The organism is Streptomyces mobaraensis (assembly GCF_020099395.1).
Classification (GTDB): Bacteria; Actinomycetota; Actinomycetes; order Streptomycetales; family Streptomycetaceae; genus Streptomyces.
Map to the genome: position 1 here is coordinate 5,892,487 of NZ_CP083590.1, position 23,261 is coordinate 5,915,747.

Below are 23,261 nucleotides of genomic sequence, written 5' to 3' on the forward strand. Positions count from 1 at the left end.
CCCCTCGGACGCCTACGCGGCGGGAACCGCCAGCCACTCCGGCAGCCGCTCCCCGTCGTACGCGCCGACCGACAGCAACAGCGCGTCGGACGGCGTGGGTTCGAAGGGCCGCCGCAGCAACCGCATCCCCGCCTGCTCCGGCGTCCGGTCCGCCTTGCGGTGGTTGTCCTCGGCACAGGCGGCGACGGTGTTCAGCCAGGTGTCCCCGCCGCCCCGGGACCGCGGCAGCACATGGTCCACGGTCGTGGCCCGCCGCCCGCAGTACGCGCACCGGTGCCGGTCACGCACCAGCACCCCCCGACGGGACCACGGCGCACGTCTTCGGAACGGCACCCGTACGTACCGGCGCAACCGGATCACTTGGGGCGCCGGCAGTTCCATCGCGGACGAATGGAGGCGCAGGCCGGGGCGGGCCAGTTCCACAACGGCCTTGTCCTGCAGTACGAGCACCACCGCACGCCGCAGCGACACCGTCGCCAGCGGCTCGAAGCTCGCGTTCAGGACCAGCGTCTCCCGCATTCCGTTCCACCTCCCGGCCGTCACCCCGCCCCGGTGGCGGAGATGGCTCAACTGTGCCGGGAGGGCCGGAACGCGACAACGCAATTTCCGCAGCTGACAAGGGAGTTGAGACGGGGGAGAGAAGGGAGGCAGGCGGGGACGCTCCGGGCCCCTCCCCCGTGTCGACACCGGGCCCGGAGCGTACGGCAGCGGACGCGGCCGCTCCGGGCCCACGCCCGGAACTCCGGCGGACGGCCGGCGCGGAACGCGCTCACACCCTCCCCGCCACTGCGGTGCCCACTGCCCGACGGCCGCATGCGAAGCCGTCGGCCCCCACCACTGTGCGGGCCGCGACAGCCGCCGCGCAACGGAATTTCCGGCCGCCCGGACAGGACGGCCGGCGCCGAAACGGCGGCGCGGGATCAGCCGTTCGCCGGCGTCTCGTGCTCACCGATCAGCTGCGCCCGGGCCAGCGTGTGGAAGCGCAGGTTGAAGCCGACGGCGGCGGGGGAGGCGTCCGCGTCGGGACCCAGCTTCTCCTGGTCCACGGCGTACACGGTGAAGACGTAGCGGTGCGGGCCGTCCCCGGGCGGCGGCGCGGCACCGCCGAAGTCACGCGTCCCGTAGTCGTTCCGGACGTGCACGGCACCCGCGGGCAGCCCCTTCATCTCACCGCCGCCCGCACCGGCGGGCAGCTCGGTGACGTCCGCCGGGATGTCGAACAGCACCCAGTGCCAGAAGCCGCTGCCCGTCGGCGCGTCCGGATCGAAACACGTGACGGCGAAGCTCCTGGTCCCCTCCGGGAACCCCTCCCACCGCAGGTGCGGCGAGCGGTTGGCGCCGCCGAACGTCTGCGCCTCGGCGAGCCGGGCCCCCGCCCGGACGTCGTCGCTCACCACGGTGAACGAGGGCACGGGCGGCAGGAAGTCGTGGGGGAGCGGCGGACGGCCCTGCACAGGGGACGCGGACGACACGTCTGACACGGTGACACCTCCGGAAACGCGCGGATACGTGAAATCGCCAGCCTAACGAGGCGGGGACGGTCCGGGCTGCGACCATAAGGCGCGTGCTTCGACGTGTGTACCGACATGTGGCCCGCCACGTGTCACGACGATGCGGACGACGACCGTCCGGCCGTGCCCTGCGCACCCTGACGGCCCTCCTCGCCGCCCTGCCCCTGTTCCTCCTCCCCGCCTGCTCGTCCGGCAGTCACGGCAAAACCGGAAAGGCGGCCACATCGCCCCACGGCTCCGCCGGCGACGGCACCCGGGGCGCCGGCCCGACGCCCGCCTGGGCCAAGGGCATGAAGACCGTCACCCCGGACAGGCTTCCCCCCGAGGCGCGGCGCACTCTCGAACTCATCGCGAAGGGAGGCCCCTTCCCGTACCCCAAGGACGGCACGGTCTTCGGCAACTACGAGAACCGGCTGCCCAAGCAGCAGCGCGGGTACTACCACGAGTACACCGTCCCGACCCCGGACGCCCGCAACCGCGGCGCCCGCCGCATCGTCACCGGCAGCCACTCCGAGCGCTACTACACCGGCGATCACTACAAGACATTCGAAGCGGTGGTGCAACCATGACGACCGGCACGACCGGCGAACTCCCCGCCCCCGGCGTTCCCGGCCTCCTCGACGGCACGCTCCCCCCGGGCACCTACCGGCTCCCCGTCACCGAATCCCCGTCCCACGCGGCCAAGCTCGCCGCCGAGGCCGGCTGGCACGCCGCCCGCCTCGGCCTCCGGGACGTCGACGGCAAGGCGGCCTTCCTCGACCGCTGCGCCGCCGACCTGGGCTTCCCCGGCTGGTTCGGCCACAACTGGGACGCCCTCGCCGACTGCCTCACGGACCTGTCCTGGTGGCGCAAGGACGGCGACCCCCGAGGCTTCCTGCTCCTGGCGGAGGACTGGGACGCCTTCCGCGAGGCGTCCCCGGACACGGCGGCGACGGCATCGACGATCCTCGGCGACGCGGTCGCGTTCTGGAGCGACCGGGAGACCCCGATGGCGGTCCTGCTGGCGTGACCGCCGGGGCCGGGGGAGACCCACGGGACGCGCCGCCGCCCCGACCTGGCCGGACGGCACCGCTCCCCCGGCACACGCCCGTCCGGTCCAGTACCCTCGGCCCGCATGTCCTCCTCCGACCACCGCACCCCGCTCGCCCGCGCCTTCTTCGACCGCCCCGTACTGGAGGTCGCACCCGATCTGCTCGGGCGCACCCTCGTCCGTACCAGCCCCGACGGGCCGATCGAGCTCCGCATCACCGAGGTGGAGGCGTACGCGGGGGAGGTGGACCCCGGCTCGCACGCCTACCGGGGACGGACGGAGCGCAACGCGTCCATGTTCGGCCCGCCGGGCCACGCGTACGTGTACTTCATCTACGGCATGTGGTTCAGCCTCAACCTGGTCTGCGGCCCCGAGGGCACGGCCAGCGGTGTCCTGCTCCGCGCCGGCGAGGTCCTCACCGGCCACGACCTGGCCCGCGCCCGCCGCCCGAAGTCGCGCAACGACCGCGACCTCGCCCAGGGCCCGGCCCGCCTCGCGACCGCCCTCGACGTCGACCGCACCCTGAACGGCACCGACATCTGCGCCGGTCCCACGGCCCCCCTCTCCGTCCTCCAGGGCACCCCCGCCCTCACCGACCGGATCCGCAACGGCCCCCGGACGGGCGTCGGCGGCGAGGGCGCCCTCCACCCCTGGCGCTTCTGGATCGACGGCGACCCGACCGTGAGCCCCTACCGGGCCCACGTCCCCCGCAACCGCGGCAAGAACCGCGCGACCAGCGACGTCTGACGAACAGGAAGCCGGTGCTTGACTCCGGCCGCCCGAGCGCCTAACGTAGCCCGAGCCGCTGGAGACGGGGGCAGCGCCGTGGGCGTCTGCACCGGTGGGCGGCACAACCACTACTGACGAGGGATCCCCGAAAGGGTCTGGTTTCTGTTGCGTTTTTGCGTACCGGATTCCGGCTTCGCGGCTCGATTTGAGAGCCGGCGGGAAATTCCGCTAAAGTAGTGGACACCCCGCCAACAGGGGATCGGATTTCGAATCCGGGCCGGAAACGGAACGGAAAACGGATCTGGTAAGGTTGGAAACACCGAAGGGAAGCGCCCGGAGGAAAGCCTGAGAGAGTCTCTCGGGTGAGTACAAAGGAAGCGTCCGTTCCTTGAGAACTCAACAGCGTGCCAAAAGTCAACGCCAGACTATAAAACAACCCCGTCCATGGATCCTTGTGGTCCTGGATGAGGTTCCTTTGAAAAACACAGCGAGGACGCTGTGAACGACCGGGCTTATTCCGCTTGGTCGTTCCGCTCAACGCGAGTGTTGAACCGGATGACCGGTAAACATTCACGGAGAGTTTGATCCTGGCTCAGGACGAACGCTGGCGGCGTGCTTAACACATGCAAGTCGAACGATGAACCTCTTTCGGGAGGGGATTAGTGGCGAACGGGTGAGTAACACGTGGGCAATCTGCCCTGCACTCTGGGACAAGCCCTGGAAACGGGGTCTAATACCGGATACGACTACTGACCGCATGGTTGGTGGTGGAAAGCTCCGGCGGTGCAGGATGAGCCCGCGGCCTATCAGCTTGTTGGTGGGGTGATGGCCTACCAAGGCGACGACGGGTAGCCGGCCTGAGAGGGCGACCGGCCACACTGGGACTGAGACACGGCCCAGACTCCTACGGGAGGCAGCAGTGGGGAATATTGCACAATGGGCGAAAGCCTGATGCAGCGACGCCGCGTGAGGGATGACGGCCTTCGGGTTGTAAACCTCTTTCAGCAGGGAAGAAGCGAGAGTGACGGTACCTGCAGAAGAAGCGCCGGCTAACTACGTGCCAGCAGCCGCGGTAATACGTAGGGCGCAAGCGTTGTCCGGAATTATTGGGCGTAAAGAGCTCGTAGGCGGCTTGTCGCGTCGGATGTGAAAGCCCGGGGCTTAACCCCGGGTCTGCATTCGATACGGGCAGGCTAGAGTTCGGTAGGGGAGATCGGAATTCCTGGTGTAGCGGTGAAATGCGCAGATATCAGGAGGAACACCGGTGGCGAAGGCGGATCTCTGGGCCGATACTGACGCTGAGGAGCGAAAGCGTGGGGAGCGAACAGGATTAGATACCCTGGTAGTCCACGCCGTAAACGTTGGGAACTAGGTGTGGGCGACATTCCACGTCGTCCGTGCCGCAGCTAACGCATTAAGTTCCCCGCCTGGGGAGTACGGCCGCAAGGCTAAAACTCAAAGGAATTGACGGGGGCCCGCACAAGCAGCGGAGCATGTGGCTTAATTCGACGCAACGCGAAGAACCTTACCAAGGCTTGACATACACCGGAAAGCGCTAGAGATAGTGCCCCCCTTGTGGTCGGTGTACAGGTGGTGCATGGCTGTCGTCAGCTCGTGTCGTGAGATGTTGGGTTAAGTCCCGCAACGAGCGCAACCCTTGTTCTGTGTTGCCAGCATGCCTTTCGGGGTGATGGGGACTCACAGGAGACTGCCGGGGTCAACTCGGAGGAAGGTGGGGACGACGTCAAGTCATCATGCCCCTTATGTCTTGGGCTGCACACGTGCTACAATGGCCGGTACAATGAGCTGCGATACCGTGAGGTGGAGCGAATCTCAAAAAGCCGGTCTCAGTTCGGATTGGGGTCTGCAACTCGACCCCATGAAGTTGGAGTTGCTAGTAATCGCAGATCAGCATTGCTGCGGTGAATACGTTCCCGGGCCTTGTACACACCGCCCGTCACGTCACGAAAGTCGGTAACACCCGAAGCCGGTGGCCCAACCCTTGTGGAGGGAGCCGTCGAAGGTGGGACTGGCGATTGGGACGAAGTCGTAACAAGGTAGCCGTACCGGAAGGTGCGGCTGGATCACCTCCTTTCTAAGGAGCACATAGCCGACTACGAGCGAATGACTCGTACGGTTGCTCATGGGTGGAACGTTGACTATTCGGCACAGTCTTGAGGGACTTGTTAGTACTGCTTCGGCGTGGAACACAGGGTCTGGAGAGGCTGGGTCGGGCACGCTGTTGGGTGTCTGAGGGTACGAGCGTGAGCTTGTTGCCTTCGGTCCGGCCCCGGTAAAGGCTTGCTTCGGCGGGTTGTGACGGGTGGCTGGTCGTTGTTTGAGAACTGCACAGTGGACGCGAGCATCTGTGGCCAAGTTTTTAAGGGCGCACGGTGGATGCCTTGGCACCAGGAACCGATGAAGGACGTGGGAGGCCACGATAGGCCCCGGGGAGCTGTCAACCAAGCTGTGATCCGGGGGTGTCCGAATGGGGAAACCCGGCAGTCGTCATGGGCTGTCACCCGCTGCTGAACACATAGGCAGTGTGGAGGGAACGCGGGGAAGTGAAACATCTCAGTACCCGCAGGAAGAGAAAACAACCGTGATTCCGGGAGTAGTGGCGAGCGAAACCGGATGAGGCCAAACCGTTTGTGTGTGATACCCGGCAGGGGTTGCGCAGGCGGGGTTGTGGGATCTCTCTTTCATAGTCTGCCGGCTGTGAGACGAGTCAGAAACCGTAGTGATAGGCGAAGGACATGCGAAAGGTCCGGCGTAGAGGGTAAGACCCCCGTAGCTGAAATCATTGCGGCTCGTTTGAGAGACACCCAAGTAGCACGGGGCCCGAGAAATCCCGTGTGAATCTGGCGGGACCACCCGCTAAGCCTAAATATTCCCTGGTGACCGATAGCGGATAGTACCGTGAGGGAATGGTGAAAAGTACCGCGGGAGCGGAGTGAAATAGTACCTGAAACCGTGTGCCTACAAGCCGTGGGAGCGTCGCACAAGGAGCTTGCTTCTTGTGTCGTGACTGCGTGCCTTTTGAAGAATGAGCCTGCGAGTTTGCGGTGTGTTGCGAGGTTAACCCGTGTGGGGAAGCCGTAGCGAAAGCGAGTCCGAATAGGGCGATTGAGTAGCGCGCCCAAGACCCGAAGCGGAGTGATCTAGCCATGGGCAGGTTGAAGCGGAGGTAAGACTTCGTGGAGGACCGAACCCACCAGGGTTGAAAACCTGGGGGATGACCTGTGGTTAGGGGTGAAAGGCCAATCAAACTCCGTGATAGCTGGTTCTCCCCGAAATGCATTTAGGTGCAGCGTCGTGTGTTTCTTGCCGGAGGTAGAGCACTGGATAGGCGATGGGCCCTACCGGGTTACTGACCTTAGCCAAACTCCGAATGCCGGTAAGTGAGAGCGCGGCAGTGAGACTGTGGGGGATAAGCTCCATGGTCGAGAGGGAAACAGCCCAGAGCATCGACTAAGGCCCCTAAGCGTACGCTAAGTGGGAAAGGATGTGGAGTCGCAGAGACAACCAGGAGGTTGGCTTAGAAGCAGCCACCCTTGAAAGAGTGCGTAATAGCTCACTGGTCAAGTGATTCCGCGCCGACAATGTAGCGGGGCTCAAGCGTACCGCCGAAGTCGTGTCATTGCAGTACATACCTCTAACGGGGACTGTGATGGGTAGGGGAGCGTCGTGTGCCGGGTGAAGCAGCCGCGGAAGCGAGTTGTGGACGGTTCACGAGTGAGAATGCAGGCATGAGTAGCGATACACACGTGGGAAACGTGTGCGCCGATTGACTAAGGGTTCCTGGGTCAAGCTGATCTGCCCAGGGTAAGTCGGGACCTAAGGCGAGGCCGACAGGCGTAGTCGATGGACAACCGGTTGATATTCCGGTACCCGCTTTGAAACGCCCAATATCGAATCAGGCGATGCTAAGTCCGTGAAGCCGTTCCGGACCCTTCGGGGAATGGAAAGTGGTGGAGCCGACGATCCAGACTTGTAGTAGGTAAGCGATGGGGTGACGCAGGAAGGTAGTCCAGCCCGGGCGGTGGTTGTCCCGGGGTAAGGGTGTAGGCCGTGTGGTAGGCAAATCCGTCACACGTTAAGGCTGAGACCTGATGCCGAGCCGATTGTGGTGAAGTGGATGATCCTATGCTGTCGAGAAAAGCCTCTAGCGAGTTTCATGGCGGCCCGTACCCTAAACCGACTCAGGTGGTCAGGTAGAGAATACCGAGGCGTTCGGGTGAACTATGGTTAAGGAACTCGGCAAAATGCCCCCGTAACTTCGGGAGAAGGGGGGCCATGTTCGGTGATGAGTCTTGCACTCTGAGCTGGGTGTGGCCGCAGAGACCAGCGAGAAGCGACTGTTTACTAAAAACACAGGTCCGTGCGAAGCCGTAAGGCGATGTATACGGACTGACGCCTGCCCGGTGCTGGAACGTTAAGGGGACCGGTTAGCTTGGATTCGTCCAGGCGAAGCTGAGAACTTAAGCGCCAGTAAACGGCGGTGGTAACTATAACCATCCTAAGGTAGCGAAATTCCTTGTCGGGTAAGTTCCGACCTGCACGAATGGCGTAACGACTTCTCGACTGTCTCAACCATAGGCCCGGTGAAATTGCACTACGAGTAAAGATGCTCGTTTCGCGCAGCAGGACGGAAAGACCCCGGGACCTTTACTATAGCTTGATATTGGTGTTCGGTTCGGCTTGTGTAGGATAGGTGGGAGACTGTGAAGCATGCACGCCAGTGTGTGTGGAGTCGTCGTTGAAATACCACTCTGGTCGTGCTGGATGTCTAACCTGGGTCCGTGATCCGGATCAGGGACAGTGTCTGGTGGGTAGTTTAACTGGGGCGGTTGCCTCCTAAAGGGTAACGGAGGCGCCCAAAGGTTCCCTCAGCCTGGTTGGCAATCAGGTGTTGAGTGTAAGTGCACAAGGGAGCTTGACTGTGAGACCGACGGGTCGAGCAGGGACGAAAGTCGGGACTAGTGATCCGGCGGTGGCTTGTGGAAGCGCCGTCGCTCAACGGATAAAAGGTACCCCGGGGATAACAGGCTGATCTTCCCCAAGAGTCCATATCGACGGGATGGTTTGGCACCTCGATGTCGGCTCGTCGCATCCTGGGGCTGGAGTCGGTCCCAAGGGTTGGGCTGTTCGCCCATTAAAGCGGTACGCGAGCTGGGTTTAGAACGTCGTGAGACAGTTCGGTCCCTATCCGCTGTGCGCGTAGGAGTCTTGAGAAGGGCTGTCCCTAGTACGAGAGGACCGGGACGGACGAACCTCTGGTGTGCCAGTTGTTCTGCCAAGGGCATGGCTGGTTGGCTACGTTCGGGAGGGATAACCGCTGAAAGCATCTAAGCGGGAAGCCTGCTTCGAGATGAGGACTCCCACCCACTTGATGGGGTAAGGCTCCCAGTAGACGACTGGGTTGATAGGCCAGGTGTGGAAGACCGGTAACGGTTGGAGCTGACTGGTACTAATAGGCCGAGGGCTTGTCCTCAGTTGCTCGCGTCCACTGTGTAAGTTCTGAGGCAACGAACAGTTGCCGGTAAGAGCAGAACCACTTAATTGAAAAGTGTGCTTGTTCGCTCGAAACCGATAGGGTTTCGGTGGTCATAGCGTTAGGGAAACGCCCGGTTACATTCCGAACCCGGAAGCTAAGCCTTTCAGCGCCGATGGTACTGCATGGGGGACCGTGTGGGAGAGTAGGACGCCGCCGAACAATATTTTCAAGGACCCTTGGTCCCAGCGTTCACGCTGGGACCAAGGGTCCTTTTGCTTTTTATTGAAGTGCAGCATTTTTGTCGAAGCGCATCCGCACGCCGGCTGCGCGAGAATGGCTGCGGTACCTCAAGACAGGAGTCACGTCGATGTCCACCAACTCTCCCGACGACCGTTCGGGCGGCGACCGCCACGGCGGGCCGCGGGGCGGCTTCCGCCGTGACGACCGCGGCGGTCGTCCCTCCGGCGGCGGCTACGGCCGACGTGACGACGACCGCGGCGGCTACCGCGGCGGCCGCGACGACCGTGGTGGCCGTCCCTCCGGTGGCGGTGGCTACGGCCGTCGCGATGACGACCGCGGCGGCTTCCGCCGTGATGACCGGCGCGACGACCGTGGTCCGCGTCGGGACGACGACCGGGGTGGCTTCCGGCGCGACGAGCGCCCGGCCTTCCGCCGTGACGACCGGCGCGACGAGCGTCGTGACGACCGCGGCCCCCGCCGTGATGACGACCGTGGCGGCTTCCGCCGCGACGACCGCGGCGGTCGGCCCTCCTTCGGCGGTGGCGGCGGCTACGGGCGTCGTGACGATGACCGTGGTGGGTTCCGTCGCGATGAGCGTCGGGACGCGGACCGGCCCTCGTACCGTCGTGATGACCGGCGTGATGAGCGTGGTCCGCGTCGTGATGACGAGCGGGGTGGCTTCCGGCGCGACGAGCGTCCGGGCTTCCGCCGTGACGACCGGCGCGACGATCGCGGCCCCCGTCGTGATGACGACCGTGGCGGCTTCCGTCGCGATGAGCGTCGGGACGCCGATCGGCCCTCGTACCGTCGTGATGACCGGCGTGATGAGCGTGGTCCGCGTCGTGATGACGAGCGGGGTGGCTTCCGGCGCGACGAGCGCCCGGCCTTCCGCCGTGACGACCGGCGCGACGACCGCCGTGACGACCGTGGTCCCCGCCGTGACGAGCGTCCCGGTTTCCGGCGTGATGACCGGCGCGACGACCGTGGTCCGCGTCGTGATGACGAGCGGGGTGGGTTCCGTCGCGATGAGCGGCCGGCCTTCCGCCGTGATGACCGGCGTGATGAGCGTGGTCCGCGTCGGGACGACGAGCGGGGTGGCTTCCGGCGCGACGAGCGTCCTGCCTTCCGGCGTGATGACCGGCGGGACGACCGCGACCGTGGCGGGTTCCGTCGTGACGACCGTGGCGGCCGGCCGGCCGGTGGTGGTTACGGGCGGCGTGACGACCGTGACCGGGACCGGCAGGGCGGGGGCTACCGTGGGCGGGACGACCGGTCGCGCGGTGGCTACGGCCGCCGGGACGACCGGGACCGTGACCGCGGCGAGCGGGAGCCGGTGAAGCGGCTGCCCATCCCCGACGACGTGACCGGCGAGGAGATCGACGCGGACGTGCGGCAGGAGCTCATGAGCCTGCCGAAGACGCTCGCCGAGGACGTCGCCCGCAACCTGGTCATGGTGGCCAAGCTGCTCGACGAGGACGCCGAGCAGGCGTACGGCTACTCGCGGGTGGCCCTGCGGCTCGCCTCGCGCGTCGCCGCCGTCCGGGAGGCCGCCGGTTTCGCGTCGTACGCGACCGCCCGCTACTCCGAGGCGCTGGCCGAGTTCCGTGCGGCGCGCCGGATGACCGGTTCCGTCGAGCTGTGGCCCGTCATGGCGGACTGCGAGCGAGGCATGGGCCGTCCGGAGCGGGCGCTGGCCATGGCCGGCGAGCCCGAGGTGCAGAAGCTCGACAAGGCCGGCCAGGTGGAGATGCGCCTGGTGGCCGCCGGTGCCCGTAAGGACATGGGACAGGCCGAGGCCGCCGTCGTCACGCTGCAGAGCCCCGAGCTGGCGTCGAACTCCGTCCAGCCCTGGACGGCCCGGCTGCGGTACGCGTACGCCGACGCGCTGCTCGACGTCGGCCGTGAGGCCGAGGCCCGCGAGTGGTTCGCCAAGGCCCTGGAGGCCGACCAGGGCGGTACCACCAACGCGTCCGACCGGCTCGCCGAGCTCGACGGTGTCGAGTTCACCGACGTTCTCGCGGACGTCGAGGAGGCGGAGGACGTCAAGGACGCCGAGGACGCGGTGATCGAGGCCGCTGACGACGCGAAGGAAGACGAGGCGAAGGAAGAGGCGGCCGAGGCCGCCGACGAGAAGGACGGCGAGAAGCCCGTCGAGGGCGGCGACGCGCGCTGAGGCGCTGAGTTTCCTGGGTGAACGGCGGTGGGGTGGAATCCGTACGGATTCCACCCCACCGCCGTTTTTCGTGTGGCGTCAGTCCAGGGTGAGGCTGCGTAGGACCAGGCCCGTGGCCGGTTTGGGGCCGAAGGAGGTCGACTTGCGCGGCATCGTCACGCCCTGGGCGGCGAGCTCGTGGACCACTTCCTCGCGCACGGGGTGCATGAGTACGGCCGTGCCGCCGTGCCGCTCCGCCTGGGCGACGGCCGCGGCCGTGTCGTGGATGTAGGTGATGTGCTCGGGGTCGTCGCTCACCCGCCACACGTGTTCCAGCAGGACCGAGTGCAGGACCGTGGCGTCGAGCTCGCGCCAGGCCCGCGGGCGGCCGGACGGGACCGTACGGGCCAGCAGGTCCGGGTCCGGGCGGTCGAGGAGGTGGAAGCGGCCGTCTCCGGCGAGGAGGAAGGCGTTGCCGTGCTCGTCGGCCGCCGTCGCCTCCTCCAGGGCCTCCAGGGCCGCCGGCAGCGGGGTGTCCAGGGTGCGGACGCGGAACGCGCCCGTTACGGCCGTCAGCGCGTCCGCGAGCGGCAGGCGGTGCAGGAGGCGGTGGATGGCCCTGACGCGCAGGGGGTAGCGGGCCGTGTCCACGAGGAGGACGAGGCCGAAGTCCCAGGGGCCCGGCGCCGGCTGTTCGGCGCGGAGCCGCTGGTAGGTGGCCCAGCGGTGGTGGCCGTCGGCGATGAGGGCCTGGCGGCGGGAGAGGTCGTCGCCGATGCGGGTCAGGTCGTCGGGGTCGGTGACGGACCAGAGGCGGTGGGCGAAACCGTCGTCAGTGGTGGTGGAGAGGAGGGGGGTGGTGCCCGTGACGCGTTCGATGACGGCCGCCGCGCCGGTCGCCGTGCCGTCGCCCCGGTACGCGAAGAGGAGCGGCTCCAGGTTGGCGCCCGTGTCCCGCATCAGGGCGGCGCGGTCCTCGACGACGTGCGGCATCACGTCCTCGTGGGGGAGGACGATCTTCTCCTCGCGGGGGGTGAGGCGCAGGGCGCCGATGAGGCCGCGCTGGAGTATGCCGTCGCCCCGCTGTTCGTACACGTAGAGCGCGGGTTCCGGGTCCGGTGCCAGGATGCGTTCCTCCTGCCAGCGGCGCAGGGTGTCGGCGGCCCGGCGGTGCCGGTCGGCGGCGGTGGCGGCCTGCGGGAGGATCAACCGGACGATGTTGTGCGGATCGGCGGTCTCGAGGTGGCGCAGCCCGTCGGGCCGGACGACGACGTCGTACGGTGGCGAGGTCACGGCCGCGAGGCTGCCCACCCGTTCCGGGACGTAGCGCAGACCTCGGAAGGGGGCGAGTCGCAGGCCGTGCCCGGCAGGATCCGGATTGCTCATCAGTAAATGTTATGTCCCCTGGCCGGATGAGCAATGATCGAGACAGAGACGAACAGCACAAGGAGCGAACTCCGTATGAACGAGAGCGTCCGGACCCGGCCCGGCGGCAGCGAGCGCCGGCTGAGCGAGGCCTATGACACCGCCCTGCTGGATCTCGACGGCGTGGTGTACGCCGGGGGCGAAGCCATCCCGCACGCCGTCGCGTCGCTGGAGACGGCGCGGAAGGAGGGGATGCACCTGGCGTACGTGACGAACAACGCGGCGCGGACGCCCGATGTGGTGGCGGCGCACCTGACCGAGCTGGGGATCCCGGCCGAGCCGGGAGATGTCATTAACTCCGCGCAGGCCGTGTCCCGGCTGATAGCGGAGCAGCTGCCGGCCGGGTCGCGGGTGCTCGTGATCGGGGCGGAGGGGCTGCGGGTGGCGCTGCGGGAGCGGGGGCTGGTGCCCGTGGAGTCGGTGGATGACGATCCGGCTGCCGTCGCTCAGGGGTACGGGGGGCCGGATATGCCCTGGTCTCGGCTGATGGAGGCTTCTTATGCCGTGGCTCGGGGGCTGCCGTGGTTCGCGTCCAACACGGATCTGACCATTCCCAGTGGGCGGGGGATCGCGCCGGGGAACGGTGCGGCCGTGGAGGTCGTGAAGATCGCTACCGGGCGGGTGCCGCAGGTCGCCGGGAAGCCGCTGCCTCCCATGCATCGGGAGACCGTGTTGCGGACGGGGGCCGAGCGGCCGCTTGTGGTCGGGGACCGGCTCGACACGGATATCGAGGGGGCGCATGCGGGGGGTGTCGACTCGTTGCTGGTGCTTACCGGGGTGACTACGGCGGCTGAGGTGTTGGCTGCTCGGCCGGAGCATCGCGCCACTTTCGTGGCGGAGGATTTGCGGGGGTTGTTGGAGGTGCAGCCTGTCGTCGACGTGGTGGACGGGGGGTTTCGGTGTGGGGGGTGGATCGCTTCCCTGCGCGATGGGCTTCTTGTCCTGGATGGGGATGGGGAGCGGATTGATGGGTTGCGGGCGTTGTGCGGGGTGGCGTGGAGCGCTGCGGGTGATGGCGCCTGTGGTGCCGACGCGGGGGAGGTGCTCGGCCGCTTGGGCTGGTAGGGGTGCCCCAGTTCCGCCCTTTCGCCGTTTCCTGCGGGGGCAAGCCCCCGCACCCCCGCAGCGCGCTGCGCGCGCTGTCCTCAAGCGCCGGACGGGCTGGAGTGGGGCGGGGGTGGGTGGGGGAGTGCCTCGTGTGCTGTCCTCAAACGCCGGACGGGCTGGTGGGTCAGGCCAGTTCGTCCAGGAGTTGTTCTTCCGTTTTTCCCTTGCGCCAGTAGCCCGTGAAGGTGATCGCCTTGCGGTCGATTCCTCGGTCGTTGATCAGGTGGCGGCGGAGGGTGCGGATGGTGCCCGCTTCGCCGGCTGTCCAGGCGTAGGGGGTGCCCTCGGGGAAGGGGGCCGTCCGGACGGCGTCGGTGATCGTGGGGTCCTTGTCGCGGATCAGCCAGGTGATGTCGGCGTTCGCGGCCGTGGGGAGGGGCTGGATGTCGTCCGGGTGGGGGATCTCGATCCAGACGTGGGCAGGCATGTCGGCGGGCAGCCACGCGAGGATGCCCGCCACCGCCGGGAGGGCGGACTCGTCGGCCGTGATCAGGGTCCAGTCGGTGCCGGGCGGCGGGCGGTAGTCGGCGCCGCCGTTGTCGTGGACGACGGGGGCGAGGATCGCCGCGCGGTCGCCCGGGCGGGCCGTGCGGGACCAGAGGGAGGCCGGGCCGCTGTGGGCGGCGTCGCCGTGCTGGACGAAGTCGACGTCCAGTTCCGTCGTGCCGTCCGGGAGGTGGCGCAGGGCGCGGATGGTGTAGGTGCGCATGACCGGCCGGGTGGACGGGTCCTGGGCTCGCCAGTGTGCGTACCAGCCTTCGTCCAAGGGGTACGGGAGCAGCGGAGCTTCCTGGCCCGGGCGGGGGAGGAAGAGCTTGAAGCGCTGGTCCCGGCCGTCGGTGACCAGGTCGCCGAGGCGGTCGCCGCCGAGCGTCACGCGGACGAGGGCGGTGCCGATCCGTTCGGTGCGTACGACGTGGACGTCGAAGAAGCCGTAGGGGAGGGCGGGGGCGGTCACAGCTTCTTCGCCTTCTCGATGGCGGCGGCGAGGTTCTCCAGGAGGGGTGCGCAGCCCGCGTAGGAGAAGCGCGGTTCGCTGAGCCAGGGGCTGACCTGGCCGGCTTCGACGGCGGGGAGTTTGGCCCACGTGGGCTTGGCGGAGAGGTCCTTGGGCTGGAGGGCCGAGGTGCGGCTGTCCAGGAGGATCAGGTCGGCCTCGTACTTGTTGGCGTTCTCCCAGCTGAGGCTCTCGAAGTAGCCGCCCTTGTCGAGCTTTTGGGGGACGACGAAGTCCACGCCGAGCTCGCGGAAGTACATCAGGTCGGCGTTGACGGCCGGGTTGGAGACGTAGAAGAGGTCGGCGCTGCCGGAGGCGGCCATGACCTTGACGCGGTGGGACTTGGCGGTCCGGCGCAGGGTCTCGGCGGCCTTCTCGAAGCGGGCCTTGGCGTCGGTGACCTTCTTCGCCTTGAGGTCGGCGCCGAGGGAGGCGGCGAGTTCGGCGTAGCGCTCGATGGGCTTGAGCATGGAGACGCGGGCGGAGGTGAGGCCGACGCTGGGGGCCAGGCCGAGGATCTTGTCCTTGCTGTCGTCGGGCACATACCAGAGGGCGCCGGGCTCGAACATGTTGGTGACGAGCAGGTCCGGGTTGAGGCTCGCGTACTTCTCCACGCTGAACTCGCCCCAGGTGTTGCCCAGGACCTTCACCTTGGCCACGTCGAGGTCGCCGGCCTGCGGGTCGGGCTTGCCGTTCTTGAGGGTGGTCGGGCCGAAGACGCCGACGCACTCGACGCCGAAGTCGTGGAGGGCGGCGGCGGTTCCGGTGAAGGCGACGACGCGCTTCGGGGTGCTGCCCGCCTTCACCGTGGTGCCGCGGTCGTCCTTGAAGGTCCAGGGGCCGCTCTTGCCCGAGCCGTTGTCCGAGGAGGATCCGGAGGAGCCGCCGCTGCCGCACGCCGTGAGCAGGGCGCCCAGGCCGAGGGCGCCACCGGCCGTGAGAAGGCCACGTCGGGACAGTACGGTGGTGCGGGTGGTGCTCATGGGGGCGGTGCTTCTCTCGGTCAGGAACGATGTTGAGGGTAGGCTAACCTAACCACGTGTTGGCCGTCGTCTCACCCCACGTACCACCGGGCACCTCCCCCGAGGCCGTGCCCCGCCGCAACGCCGTGCGCGCCCTCGGGCTGCTGGCCGCCGCGGGCCTCCTGCTCGCCGTCGCCATGGCGTCGGTCGCCGTCGGCGCCAAGCAGGTTCCCCTGGACCAGGTCTGGCACGGGCTCTTCCATTACAGCGGGAGCGAGACCGACGTCGTCGTACGGGACCTGCGGGTCCCGCGCACTCTCCTCGGCATCCTCGCCGGGGCCGCGCTCGGCCTCGCCGGGACCGTCATGCAGGCGCTGACCCGCAACCCCCTCGCCGATCCCGGGCTGTTCGGCATCAGCTCGGGGGCGGCCGCGGCCGTCGTGTCCGGCATCAGCTTCTTCGGCGTCACCTCGCTCACCGGCTACGTGTGGTTCGCGTTCCTCGGCGCGGCCGTCGTCTCCGTCGTCGTCCATGTGCTCGGCGGCAGCCGGAGTGCCACACCGGTCCGGCTGGCCCTCGCGGGCACCGCCGTCACCGCCGTCCTCAACGGCTATGTGTACGCGGTGGAACTGACCGACTCGGCCGCGCTCGACCGGATGCGGTTCTGGACGGTCGGCTCGCTGGCGTCCGCCAACGCGACGCTGGTCGGGCAGGTCGCGCCGTTCATCGGCGTCGGCGTCGTGCTCGCCTTCGCGCTGACCCGGCCGCTCAACGCCATGGCCCTCGGCGACGACCAGGCACGGGCGCTCGGCACCCGGCCGGCCGTCACCCGGGTGCTCGGCCTCGCCGCCGTCACCCTGCTGTGCGGCGCGGCGACGGCCGCCTGCGGGCCCATCGTCTTCGTGGGGCTGATGGTGCCCCACATGGTCCGCTCCTTCACCGGGCCCGACCTGCGCTGGGTGCTGCCCTACGCGGCGCTCCTCGCGCCCGTCCTGCTGCTCGGCACGGACATCCTGGGCCGGGTCGTCGCCCGCCCCTCCGAGCTCCAGGTCGGCATCGTCACCGCGCTCGTCGGCGGGCCCCTGTTCATCCGCCTCATCCGGCGCCGACGGACGGCGGGGCTGTGAGCGTCCGGCGCCGGGTCGTGCCCGGCAGCGAACCGAGAAGGACCGTGCACGTCGTCCGTACCCCCGGCGGGCTGTCCGTGCGGGTCGCGCCCCGCGCGGTGCTCACCGTACTGCTCCTGGCCGCCGCCGCGCTCGCCGCGTCCGTCGCCCTCATCGGCACCGGCGACTACCCGCTGACGCCCGGCGAGGTCGTCCGCACGCTGACCGGCGGCGGCACGCCCGCGCAGGAGTTCATCGTCGACGACCTGCGGCTGCCCCGCGTCCTCGTCGCCCTGCTCGTCGGCGCGGCGCTGGCGCTGGCCGGCGCGGTCTTCCAGTCCGTCTCCCGCAACCCGCTGGGCAGCCCGGACGTGCTCGGCATCGCGCAGGGGTCGACCGTCGGGGCGCTGTCGGTCATCGTCCTGTTCCAGGGCACGCCCACCGCCGTCTCCGGCGGCGCGCTGGCCGGCGGGCTGCTCGCCGGCGCGGCCATCTACCTGCTCGCGTGGCAGAAGGGCGTGCACGGGCAGCGGTTCGTCCTCGTCGGCATCGGTATGACCGCCATCCTCACGTCGGTGGTCGGTTATCTGCTGACGCAGGCCGACCTCAACGACGCGACGCGGGCCACCACCTGGATGGTCGGCTCCCTCAACGGGCGCGACTGGAAGCAGGTGTGGCCGCTGCTCGCGGTCTGCGCCGTGCTCGTCCCCGTCGTCCTGAGCCAGGGGCGCGACCTGCGCATGCTGGAGATGGGCGACGACACGGCGTACGCGCTCGGGGTGCGGGTCGAGCGGACGCGGCTGGTGTCGCTGACCGCCGCCGTGCTGCTGACCGCCGCCGCCACGGCCGCCGCCGGGCCCATCGCCTTCGTCGCCCTCTCCGCCCCGCAGGTCGCCCGGCGCATCACCGGCTCCCCGGGTCCCTGCCTCACCGCCGCCGCCTGCACCGGCGCGGCCCTCCTCGTCACCGCCGACTGGGCGTCGCAGCACCTGTTCGGCGCCGACCGGCTGCCCGTCGGCGTCCTCACCGGCATGCTCGGCGGCTGCTACCTGCTGTGGCTGCTCCACGCGGAACGCCGGGCGGGGCGGGGATGACGGCGTGCGGGACGGGGATGACGGCGGCCGGGGCGAAGGGACGTCCGGGGACGGCGGCACGCCCGGACACGCGAAGGCGCACACGATCACGTACGGACAAGGAGTCCACACCATGAGCCGACTGCAGGCCGAATCCGTCACCCTCGCCTACGACCGGCGGGTCATCGCGGAAGACCTCTCCGTCGCGATCCCCGACAACTCCTTCACCGTCATCGTCGGCCCCAACGCCTGCGGCAAGTCCACGCTGCTGCGCGCCCTGTCCCGGATGCTCAAGCCGGCGACCGGGTCCGTGCTCCTGGACGGCCAGGCCATCGGCTCGTACCCGGCCAAGAAGGTGGCCCGGACGCTCGGCCTGCTGCCGCAGTCGTCCGTGGCGCCGGACGGCATCACCGTCGCCGACCTCGTCGCCCGCGGCCGGTACCCGCACCAGGGGCTGCTGCGGCAGTGGTCGCCCGAGGACGAGCGGATCGTCCAGGAGTCGATGGAGGCCACCCGCGTCGCCGAACTCGCCGACCGGCACGTCGACGAGCTCTCCGGCGGGCAGCGGCAGCGCGTGTGGATCGCCATGGCCCTCGCCCAGCGGACCCCGCTGCTGCTCCTGGACGAGCCCACCACCTACCTCGACATCCAGCACCAGATCGAGGTCCTCGACCTCTGCGCCGAGCTGCACGAGGAGCAGGGCCGGACGCTCGTCGCCGTCCTGCACGACCTCAACCACGCCGCCCGCTACGCGACCCACCTGATCGCCATGCGGGGCGGGAAGGTCGTCGCGGAGGGCGCGCCGAGCGACATCGTCACGTCCGAGCTGGTGGCGGAGGTGTTCGGGCTGAGCTGCCAGATCATCGACGATCCGCAGACCGGGACGCCCCTCGTCGTACCGGCCGCGCGGCAGGCGCGGCGGGGACGGAAGGGGGCGGGCGCGTCGGACGCGCCGGACGCCGTGGTGGCCGCCGGGGCCGGGGTCACAGGATCGAGCGCAGCCTGAGGACGTCCACCAGGCCCGCCCTGATCTTCACCCGGCCGCTCGCCCAGGCCCGCGCGAAGTTCAGCCGGCCGTCGACCAGGCCGACGAGGTCGTCGCCGGTCATCTCCAGCCCGATCTCCGCCCGCCGGTCCGGGACGCCCGGCACCGCCCGAACCTCCATGAGCCGGCCCTCGCGCAGGTGCCCCACGAAGGTGAGGTCCAGGTCGGTCACATGGCAGCTCAGGGAGCGGTCGAGCATCGCGGCGCCGCGGAGCCTCTCGTCCGCGCCCGCGAGGTTCCGGGCCAGTCTGTCGAGCGCGCTGCGGCACTCCTCGGTGGTCGCCATTGCCCTGGACGGTACACCGCGCGGAGGCGAACACCGGAGAAGCGGGCGGGCCGGGGTAGCGTCAGGGGCATGAGCGAAAACGTCGTGACGGAGGGGGCGGGGGTGGCGGTGTCCGGAGCCGACGGGACCGCGGGTGCCGAAGAGGCTCCGGAAGCGCCTCCGGAGGCGGTGGAGCCCGCCGGGCCGCGGCCCCTCGGCGTCGACCGCACCCCCACCGGGCACCCCGGCGTGGACGCCCACCTGGCCCGGCTCGCGGACGCCGACCACCTCGCCGCCGACGGCCACCTGGCCGTGTACGAGGATGTACACCAGGGCCTGCGGTCCGCGCTCGCCGCCCTCGACGAGCGCCCCGACCGACCGCCGGTCCCCACGCGTCCGTACGACAACAGGAGCTGAACCGCCCGTGGGAGTGACCCGCCGCCGCCTCGACGCCGAGCTGGTGCGCCGCAAGCTGGCCCGTTCCCGCGAGCACGCGAGCCAGCTGATCGCCGCGGGCCGGGTGACCGTCGGCGGCGCGACGGCCACCAAACCCGCCACCCAGGTGGAGACCGCCGCCGCGATCGTCGTCACCCAGGACGACAGCGACCCCGACTACGTCTCGCGCGGCGGGCACAAGCTCGCGGGCGCGCTCGCCGCGTTCGTCCCGCTCGGGCTGAAGGTCGAGGGGCGGCGCGCGCTCGACGCCGGGGCCTCGACCGGCGGCTTCACCGACGTCCTGCTGCGCGCGGGCGCCGCGCACGTCGTCGCCGTCGACGTCGGGTACGGGCAGCTCGCCTGGTCGCTGCAGAGCGACGAGCGGGTCACGGTGAAGGACCGGACCAATGTGCGGGAGCTGACCCTGGAGCAGATCGACGGGGAGCCCGTCGACCTCGTCGTCGGCGACCTGTCGTTCATCCCGCTCGGCCTGGTGCTGCCCGCCCTGGTGGCGTGCACCGCGCCCGGCGCGGACCTGGTGATGATGGTCAAGCCGCAGTTCGAGGTCGGCAAGGAGCGGCTCGGCAGCGGCGGCGTCGTACGCAGCCCCGAGCTGCGCGCCGAGGCGGTGCGCGAAGTCGCCCGCCGCGCCGCCGAACTGGGGCTCGGCGTCCTCGGCGTCACCGCCAGCCCGCTGCCCGGGCCGTCCGGCAACGTCGAGTACTTTCTGTGGCTGCGCGCCGGTGCGCCCGAACTGGACCCGGCGGACGTTGACCGTGCGGTGGCGGAGGGGCCTCGGTGACCACTACAGAAGCGACATCGGAGACATCGCGGAGCGAGAACGGCCGGACGGTCTTCCTGCTCGCGCACACCGGGCGGCCGGCGGCCATCCGCAGCGCCGAGCTCGTCGTCCAGGGGCTGCTGCGGTGCGGCATCGGGGTGCGGGTGCTCGCCGAGGAGGCCGCCGACCTGCCGCTGCCGCCGTCCGTCGAGCGCGTCGAGACCGGGCCGGAGCGGCCGGACGTGCTGGACGGGTGTGAGCTGATCGTCGTCCTCGGCGGGGACGGCACGCTGCTGCGCGGCGCCGAGTTCGCGCGCAGCTCCGGGGTGCCCATGCTGGGCGTCAACCTCGGCCGGGTCGGCTTCCTCGCCGAGGCCGAGCGGGACGACCTCGACAAGGTCGTGGACCGGGTCGTGACGCGGGAGTACGAGGTCGAGGAGCGGATGACCCTCGACGTGCTCGTCCGGACGGACGGGCACATCGTGCACACCGACTGGGCGCTCAACGAGGCGTCGGTGGAGAAGGCGGCGCGGGAGCGGCTGCTTGAAGTCGTCACCGAGGTTGATGGGCGGCCGGTTTCGCGGTTTGGGGGGGACGGGGTGGTGTGTGCCACTCCTACTGGGTCCACCGCTTATGCCTTTTCCGCTGGCGGGCCTGTGGTGTGGCCTGAGGTCGAGGCGTTGCTCATGGTGCCGATCAGCGCTCACGCGCTGTTCGCCAAGCCGCTGGTGACCGCGCCGGACTCGGTGCTGGCGGTGGAGGTGCAGCCGCAGACGCCGAACGGGGTGCTGTGGTGTGACGGGCGGCGGAGTGTGGAGCTGCCGGCGGGGGCTCGGGTGGAGGTGCGGCGGGGGGCTGTGCCTGTCCGCTTGGCGCGGTTGCATCATGCTTCGTTTACTGATCGGTTGGTGGCGAAGTTCGCTCTGCCGGTGGCGGGGTGGCGGGGGGCGCCGCACTAGGGGGGCGCCTGCGGCGGGCTGTGCCCCTGGCCCGCCTCTCGCCGTTTCCTGGGGCTGCCCCCAGACCCCGCTTGTCGCGGCTTCGCCGCTCGTCCTCAAGCGCCGGACGGGCTGGAAGGCGTTGGCAGCCGCCGTGCCCGCTCCAGTGCCGAGTCGCGGTGTGCCGCGAACTCCTCCTCCGTGAAGACCGGCGTCCGGATCGTCGGCGGGATGCCCGTCACGTCGTACGTCCGCCGGTCACCCGGACGCATGAACTCCTCGTTGGGGAGCCCGAACGTCCAGCCGTTCGGGAGCCGGCGTTCCAGGACGTCGGAGAAGGCGCCCTGGGTGTTCTCGCCGATGCGGACGGGGGCGGGGGAGCGGCCCATCAGGGCCTGGGTGAAGGTTTCGCCGGCGCTGATGGTGAGGCGGCCGGTGAGGACGGCCACGGGGCCGGTGTAGCGGGGGGAGCCGGAGGGGGTGACCCTTACGGGGACGGGCGGGGTGAACTTCCGGGGGTTGTCGGGGTCGTTGCGGGCGTGCTTCAGGTAGGCCGTGTACGGGCGGTCGGTGAGGCGCTCGGCGATGCGGATGCCGAGGCGGTCCGAGCCGCCCCCGTTGAAGCGGAGGTCGACGATCAGCCGGCGCGGGGCGCGGGCGAGGACGTGGTCCAGGGCCCGGTCCAGCTCGGCCTCGTCCGCCTTCGGGCCGCCCTTCGCGGCGAACCGGGTGAAGCGGGTGATCCGCAGGTACCCCGTGCCGTCGGGGAGGCCGGCGTACGAGAGCGCCCCCTGCGCCCAGGTGCGCAGCGGTACGCCGACGGCCTCGGCGACGGCCTTGTCGATCCGGGCCATGGACTCCGGCGTCGGCAGCGTCGTGTCCGCCCGGTGGCCGCCGAAGCGCTTGTCCTTGCTCGCCACGAGGCTGGTGTGCCCGTCGTGCAGCGGCTCGATCATCTGCCGGAGGACGTCGAACAGTTCGTCGTCGGTGGTGTGCGCCGTGACCCGGTGGCGGAAGCGGTCGCCCACCGCCTTCCAGTCGACCCCGTGGGCCTTGAAGAACGGGTAGTTCTCGGCGTACGTCCGCCAGAAGACGTCGAAGACGCGGCGCGGGTCGGGCCGCCCGCCCTCGCCCGGCTTCGGGCCGGCCGTGCAGTCGGCGGGCAGCGCTCCGACGCGGCGCAGGGTGACGTGGCCGACGCTCCCTTCGTAGGCGAGCCGCGCCCGGTCGCGGCCGGCGGCGTCGATCGTCAGGCCCGCGCCCTCCGCGTCGGTGAACCGGCCGGAGCCGTTCCCCTTCGCCTCCAGCAGCCCGGGCAGGCAGCTCACCGCCGTGGTGTCGTACATGCGGAGGCGGCGGCCGCCGTCCTCGATGGAGACCAGGGTGCCGTAGCCGTCCGTGCGCCACACGCCGTCCTGCCGGGGTGCGGCGGCGGCCTGGTCCGGAGCCGGCGCGATGCCGGCCGCGGCGGTCGTCAGGGCGACGGCCGTCGTGAGGAGGACGGCGGCGGTGTGGCGGGTACGGGGGTGGGGGCGTGGGCGCGGGCGTGGGCTCATGGCTCCAGCCTGTCGGGGGCGGGCGGGGCGGGCCATGCGGCGGTCACCCGGAATGGTGGTGGGGTTGTCCCCCGGCCGGTCCCAGGCGGGGCCCTCGGGGCGGCCTCGGACGGCTTCGGGCGGCCTCCCCGGGGGTTCCCGGCGATCCCGAGGCTGCCTTCTCAGGTGGCTCCGATCGTCGTCGGGCCAGGCTTCGGGCGGCCTCGCCGGCGCGGTTTCCCGTCGCCCTCCCGGACATCCCCCGGGGTCTCGGCCGGTCTCGGGGCCGCGTTCTCAGGGCCCTTCGACCGGCCCCGGGCCGGTCCCGGCGCGTCCTCCGGCCGCTGCAAGCCCCTCCCCGCGCCCGCCCCCGGCTCGTCCTCCGGCCCCTCCCGACACGGCCCGCAGGGGCGGCCGTCGCGATGGGGCCCTG

The 23,261-nt window shown here is 69.5% G+C and carries 19 protein-coding genes and 3 rRNA genes; 15 read left to right on the top strand and 7 right to left on the bottom strand.

Annotated features, from left to right (window positions below; genetic code table 11):
• Nucleotides 1-12: 12 nt before the first annotated feature.
• Complete coding sequence (locus tag K7I03_RS26050; protein WP_185945788.1) at nt 13-519, bottom strand: HNH endonuclease; 507 nt, start codon at nt 517-519, stop codon at nt 13-15.
• Between the two features lie 401 nt (nt 520-920).
• A complete protein-coding gene (locus K7I03_RS26055; RefSeq protein ID WP_317988274.1) occupies nt 921-1,472 on the bottom strand; it encodes a YbhB/YbcL family Raf kinase inhibitor-like protein in 552 nt (183 codons plus the stop codon).
• A gap of 128 nt (nt 1,473-1,600) precedes the next feature.
• Here K7I03_RS26055 and K7I03_RS26060 point away from each other — a divergent pair, with 128 nt between their 5' ends.
• The 8 genes from K7I03_RS26060 (at nt 1,601) to K7I03_RS26095 (ending at nt 11,180) form a co-directional block, all read left to right on the top strand.
• Nucleotides 1,601-2,080 carry a ribonuclease domain-containing protein gene (locus K7I03_RS26060; protein WP_185945787.1) on the top strand — a complete coding sequence of 160 codons (480 nt, stop codon included), beginning with the start codon at nt 1,601-1,603 and terminating at the stop codon, nt 2,078-2,080.
• Entirely contained in the window at nt 2,077-2,520 is a 444-nt protein-coding gene (locus K7I03_RS26065; RefSeq protein WP_185945786.1) for a barstar family protein, read from the top strand. The genes K7I03_RS26060 and K7I03_RS26065 overlap by 4 nt, the downstream gene beginning before the upstream one ends.
• Before the next feature lie 105 nt (nt 2,521-2,625).
• The gene (locus tag K7I03_RS26070; protein WP_185945785.1) at nt 2,626-3,288 is read left to right on the top strand and encodes a DNA-3-methyladenine glycosylase; all 663 of its coding nucleotides are present in this window, start codon (nt 2,626-2,628) and stop codon (nt 3,286-3,288) included.
• 551 nt (nt 3,289-3,839) lie between these two features.
• A 16S ribosomal RNA gene (locus tag K7I03_RS26075) occupies nt 3,840-5,365 on the top strand.
• Nucleotides 5,366-5,640: 275 nt separating this feature from the next.
• Nucleotides 5,641-8,764: ribosomal RNA gene (locus K7I03_RS26080) — 23S ribosomal RNA — on the top strand.
• A gap of 105 nt (nt 8,765-8,869) precedes the next feature.
• Nucleotides 8,870-8,986: ribosomal RNA gene (rrf, locus tag K7I03_RS26085) — 5S ribosomal RNA — on the top strand.
• The 16S, 23S and 5S rRNA genes sit together here, the layout of an rRNA operon.
• A gap of 218 nt (nt 8,987-9,204) precedes the next feature.
• The gene (locus K7I03_RS26090; RefSeq protein WP_224347220.1) at nt 9,205-10,344 is read left to right on the top strand and encodes a hypothetical protein; all 1,140 of its coding nucleotides are present in this window, start codon (nt 9,205-9,207) and stop codon (nt 10,342-10,344) included.
• 50 nt (nt 10,345-10,394) lie between these two features.
• Nucleotides 10,395-11,180: a tetratricopeptide repeat protein gene (locus K7I03_RS26095; RefSeq protein ID WP_185946155.1), complete on the top strand. Its 786-nt coding sequence runs from the start codon at nt 10,395-10,397 to the stop codon at nt 11,178-11,180.
• Between the two features lie 78 nt (nt 11,181-11,258).
• On the opposite strand, the gene K7I03_RS26100 is transcribed toward K7I03_RS26095, so the two are convergent.
• On the bottom strand, nt 11,259-12,545 hold the full coding sequence (locus tag K7I03_RS26100; protein ID WP_185946139.1) for a DUF1015 family protein: 1,287 nt from the start codon (nt 12,543-12,545) through the stop codon (nt 11,259-11,261).
• Between the two features lie 75 nt (nt 12,546-12,620).
• Between K7I03_RS26100 and K7I03_RS26105 the strand changes: the two genes are divergently transcribed.
• Entirely contained in the window at nt 12,621-13,649 is a 1,029-nt protein-coding gene (locus K7I03_RS26105) for an HAD-IIA family hydrolase (RefSeq protein ID WP_185946140.1), read from the top strand.
• Between the two features lie 166 nt (nt 13,650-13,815).
• Here the strand turns inward: K7I03_RS26105 and K7I03_RS26110 are convergent, their stop codons facing one another.
• Both K7I03_RS26110 and K7I03_RS26115 read right to left on the bottom strand, forming a co-directional pair.
• Nucleotides 13,816-14,649 carry a siderophore-interacting protein gene (locus K7I03_RS26110; protein ID WP_185946141.1) on the bottom strand — a complete coding sequence of 278 codons (834 nt, stop codon included), beginning with the start codon at nt 14,647-14,649 and terminating at the stop codon, nt 13,816-13,818.
• Nucleotides 14,646-15,671: an ABC transporter substrate-binding protein gene (locus tag K7I03_RS26115; RefSeq protein ID WP_185946142.1), complete on the bottom strand. Its 1,026-nt coding sequence runs from the start codon at nt 15,669-15,671 to the stop codon at nt 14,646-14,648. The genes K7I03_RS26110 and K7I03_RS26115 overlap by 4 nt, the downstream gene beginning before the upstream one ends.
• Nucleotides 15,672-15,730: 59 nt before the next feature.
• Between K7I03_RS26115 and K7I03_RS26120 the strand changes: the two genes are divergently transcribed.
• From K7I03_RS26120 to K7I03_RS26130, 3 genes are all read left to right on the top strand, one after another.
• Entirely contained in the window at nt 15,731-16,777 is a 1,047-nt protein-coding gene (locus K7I03_RS26120) for a FecCD family ABC transporter permease (RefSeq protein WP_221903713.1), read from the top strand.
• Nucleotides 16,778-16,821: 44 nt separating this feature from the next.
• A complete protein-coding gene (locus tag K7I03_RS26125; protein WP_185946143.1) occupies nt 16,822-17,850 on the top strand; it encodes a FecCD family ABC transporter permease in 1,029 nt (342 codons plus the stop codon).
• A 112-nt stretch (nt 17,851-17,962) separates the two neighbouring features.
• On the top strand, nt 17,963-18,835 hold the full coding sequence (locus K7I03_RS26130; RefSeq protein ID WP_185946144.1) for an ABC transporter ATP-binding protein: 873 nt from the start codon (nt 17,963-17,965) through the stop codon (nt 18,833-18,835).
• On the opposite strand, the gene K7I03_RS26135 is transcribed toward K7I03_RS26130, so the two are convergent.
• Nucleotides 18,813-19,160 carry a sterol-binding protein gene (locus tag K7I03_RS26135; RefSeq protein WP_185946145.1) on the bottom strand — a complete coding sequence of 116 codons (348 nt, stop codon included), beginning with the start codon at nt 19,158-19,160 and terminating at the stop codon, nt 18,813-18,815. The two genes, K7I03_RS26130 and K7I03_RS26135, sit on opposite strands and share 23 nt — an antisense overlap.
• Before the next feature lie 69 nt (nt 19,161-19,229).
• Between K7I03_RS26135 and K7I03_RS26140 the strand changes: the two genes are divergently transcribed.
• From K7I03_RS26140 to K7I03_RS26150, 3 genes are read left to right on the top strand one after another with little or no spacing between them, the layout of a single operon-like run.
• On the top strand, nt 19,230-19,556 hold the full coding sequence (locus tag K7I03_RS26140) for a hypothetical protein (protein WP_221903707.1): 327 nt from the start codon (nt 19,230-19,232) through the stop codon (nt 19,554-19,556).
• A gap of 13 nt (nt 19,557-19,569) precedes the next feature.
• The gene (locus K7I03_RS26145; RefSeq protein ID WP_185946157.1) at nt 19,570-20,376 is read left to right on the top strand and encodes a TlyA family RNA methyltransferase; all 807 of its coding nucleotides are present in this window, start codon (nt 19,570-19,572) and stop codon (nt 20,374-20,376) included.
• Nucleotides 20,373-21,314: an NAD kinase gene (locus K7I03_RS26150; RefSeq protein ID WP_185946146.1), complete on the top strand. Its 942-nt coding sequence runs from the start codon at nt 20,373-20,375 to the stop codon at nt 21,312-21,314. The genes K7I03_RS26145 and K7I03_RS26150 overlap by 4 nt, the downstream gene beginning before the upstream one ends.
• A 95-nt stretch (nt 21,315-21,409) precedes the next feature.
• On the opposite strand, the gene K7I03_RS26155 is transcribed toward K7I03_RS26150, so the two are convergent.
• Nucleotides 21,410-22,849 carry a S41 family peptidase gene (locus K7I03_RS26155; RefSeq protein WP_224347221.1) on the bottom strand — a complete coding sequence of 480 codons (1,440 nt, stop codon included), beginning with the start codon at nt 22,847-22,849 and terminating at the stop codon, nt 21,410-21,412.
• Nucleotides 22,850-23,261: the final 412 nt, after the last annotated feature.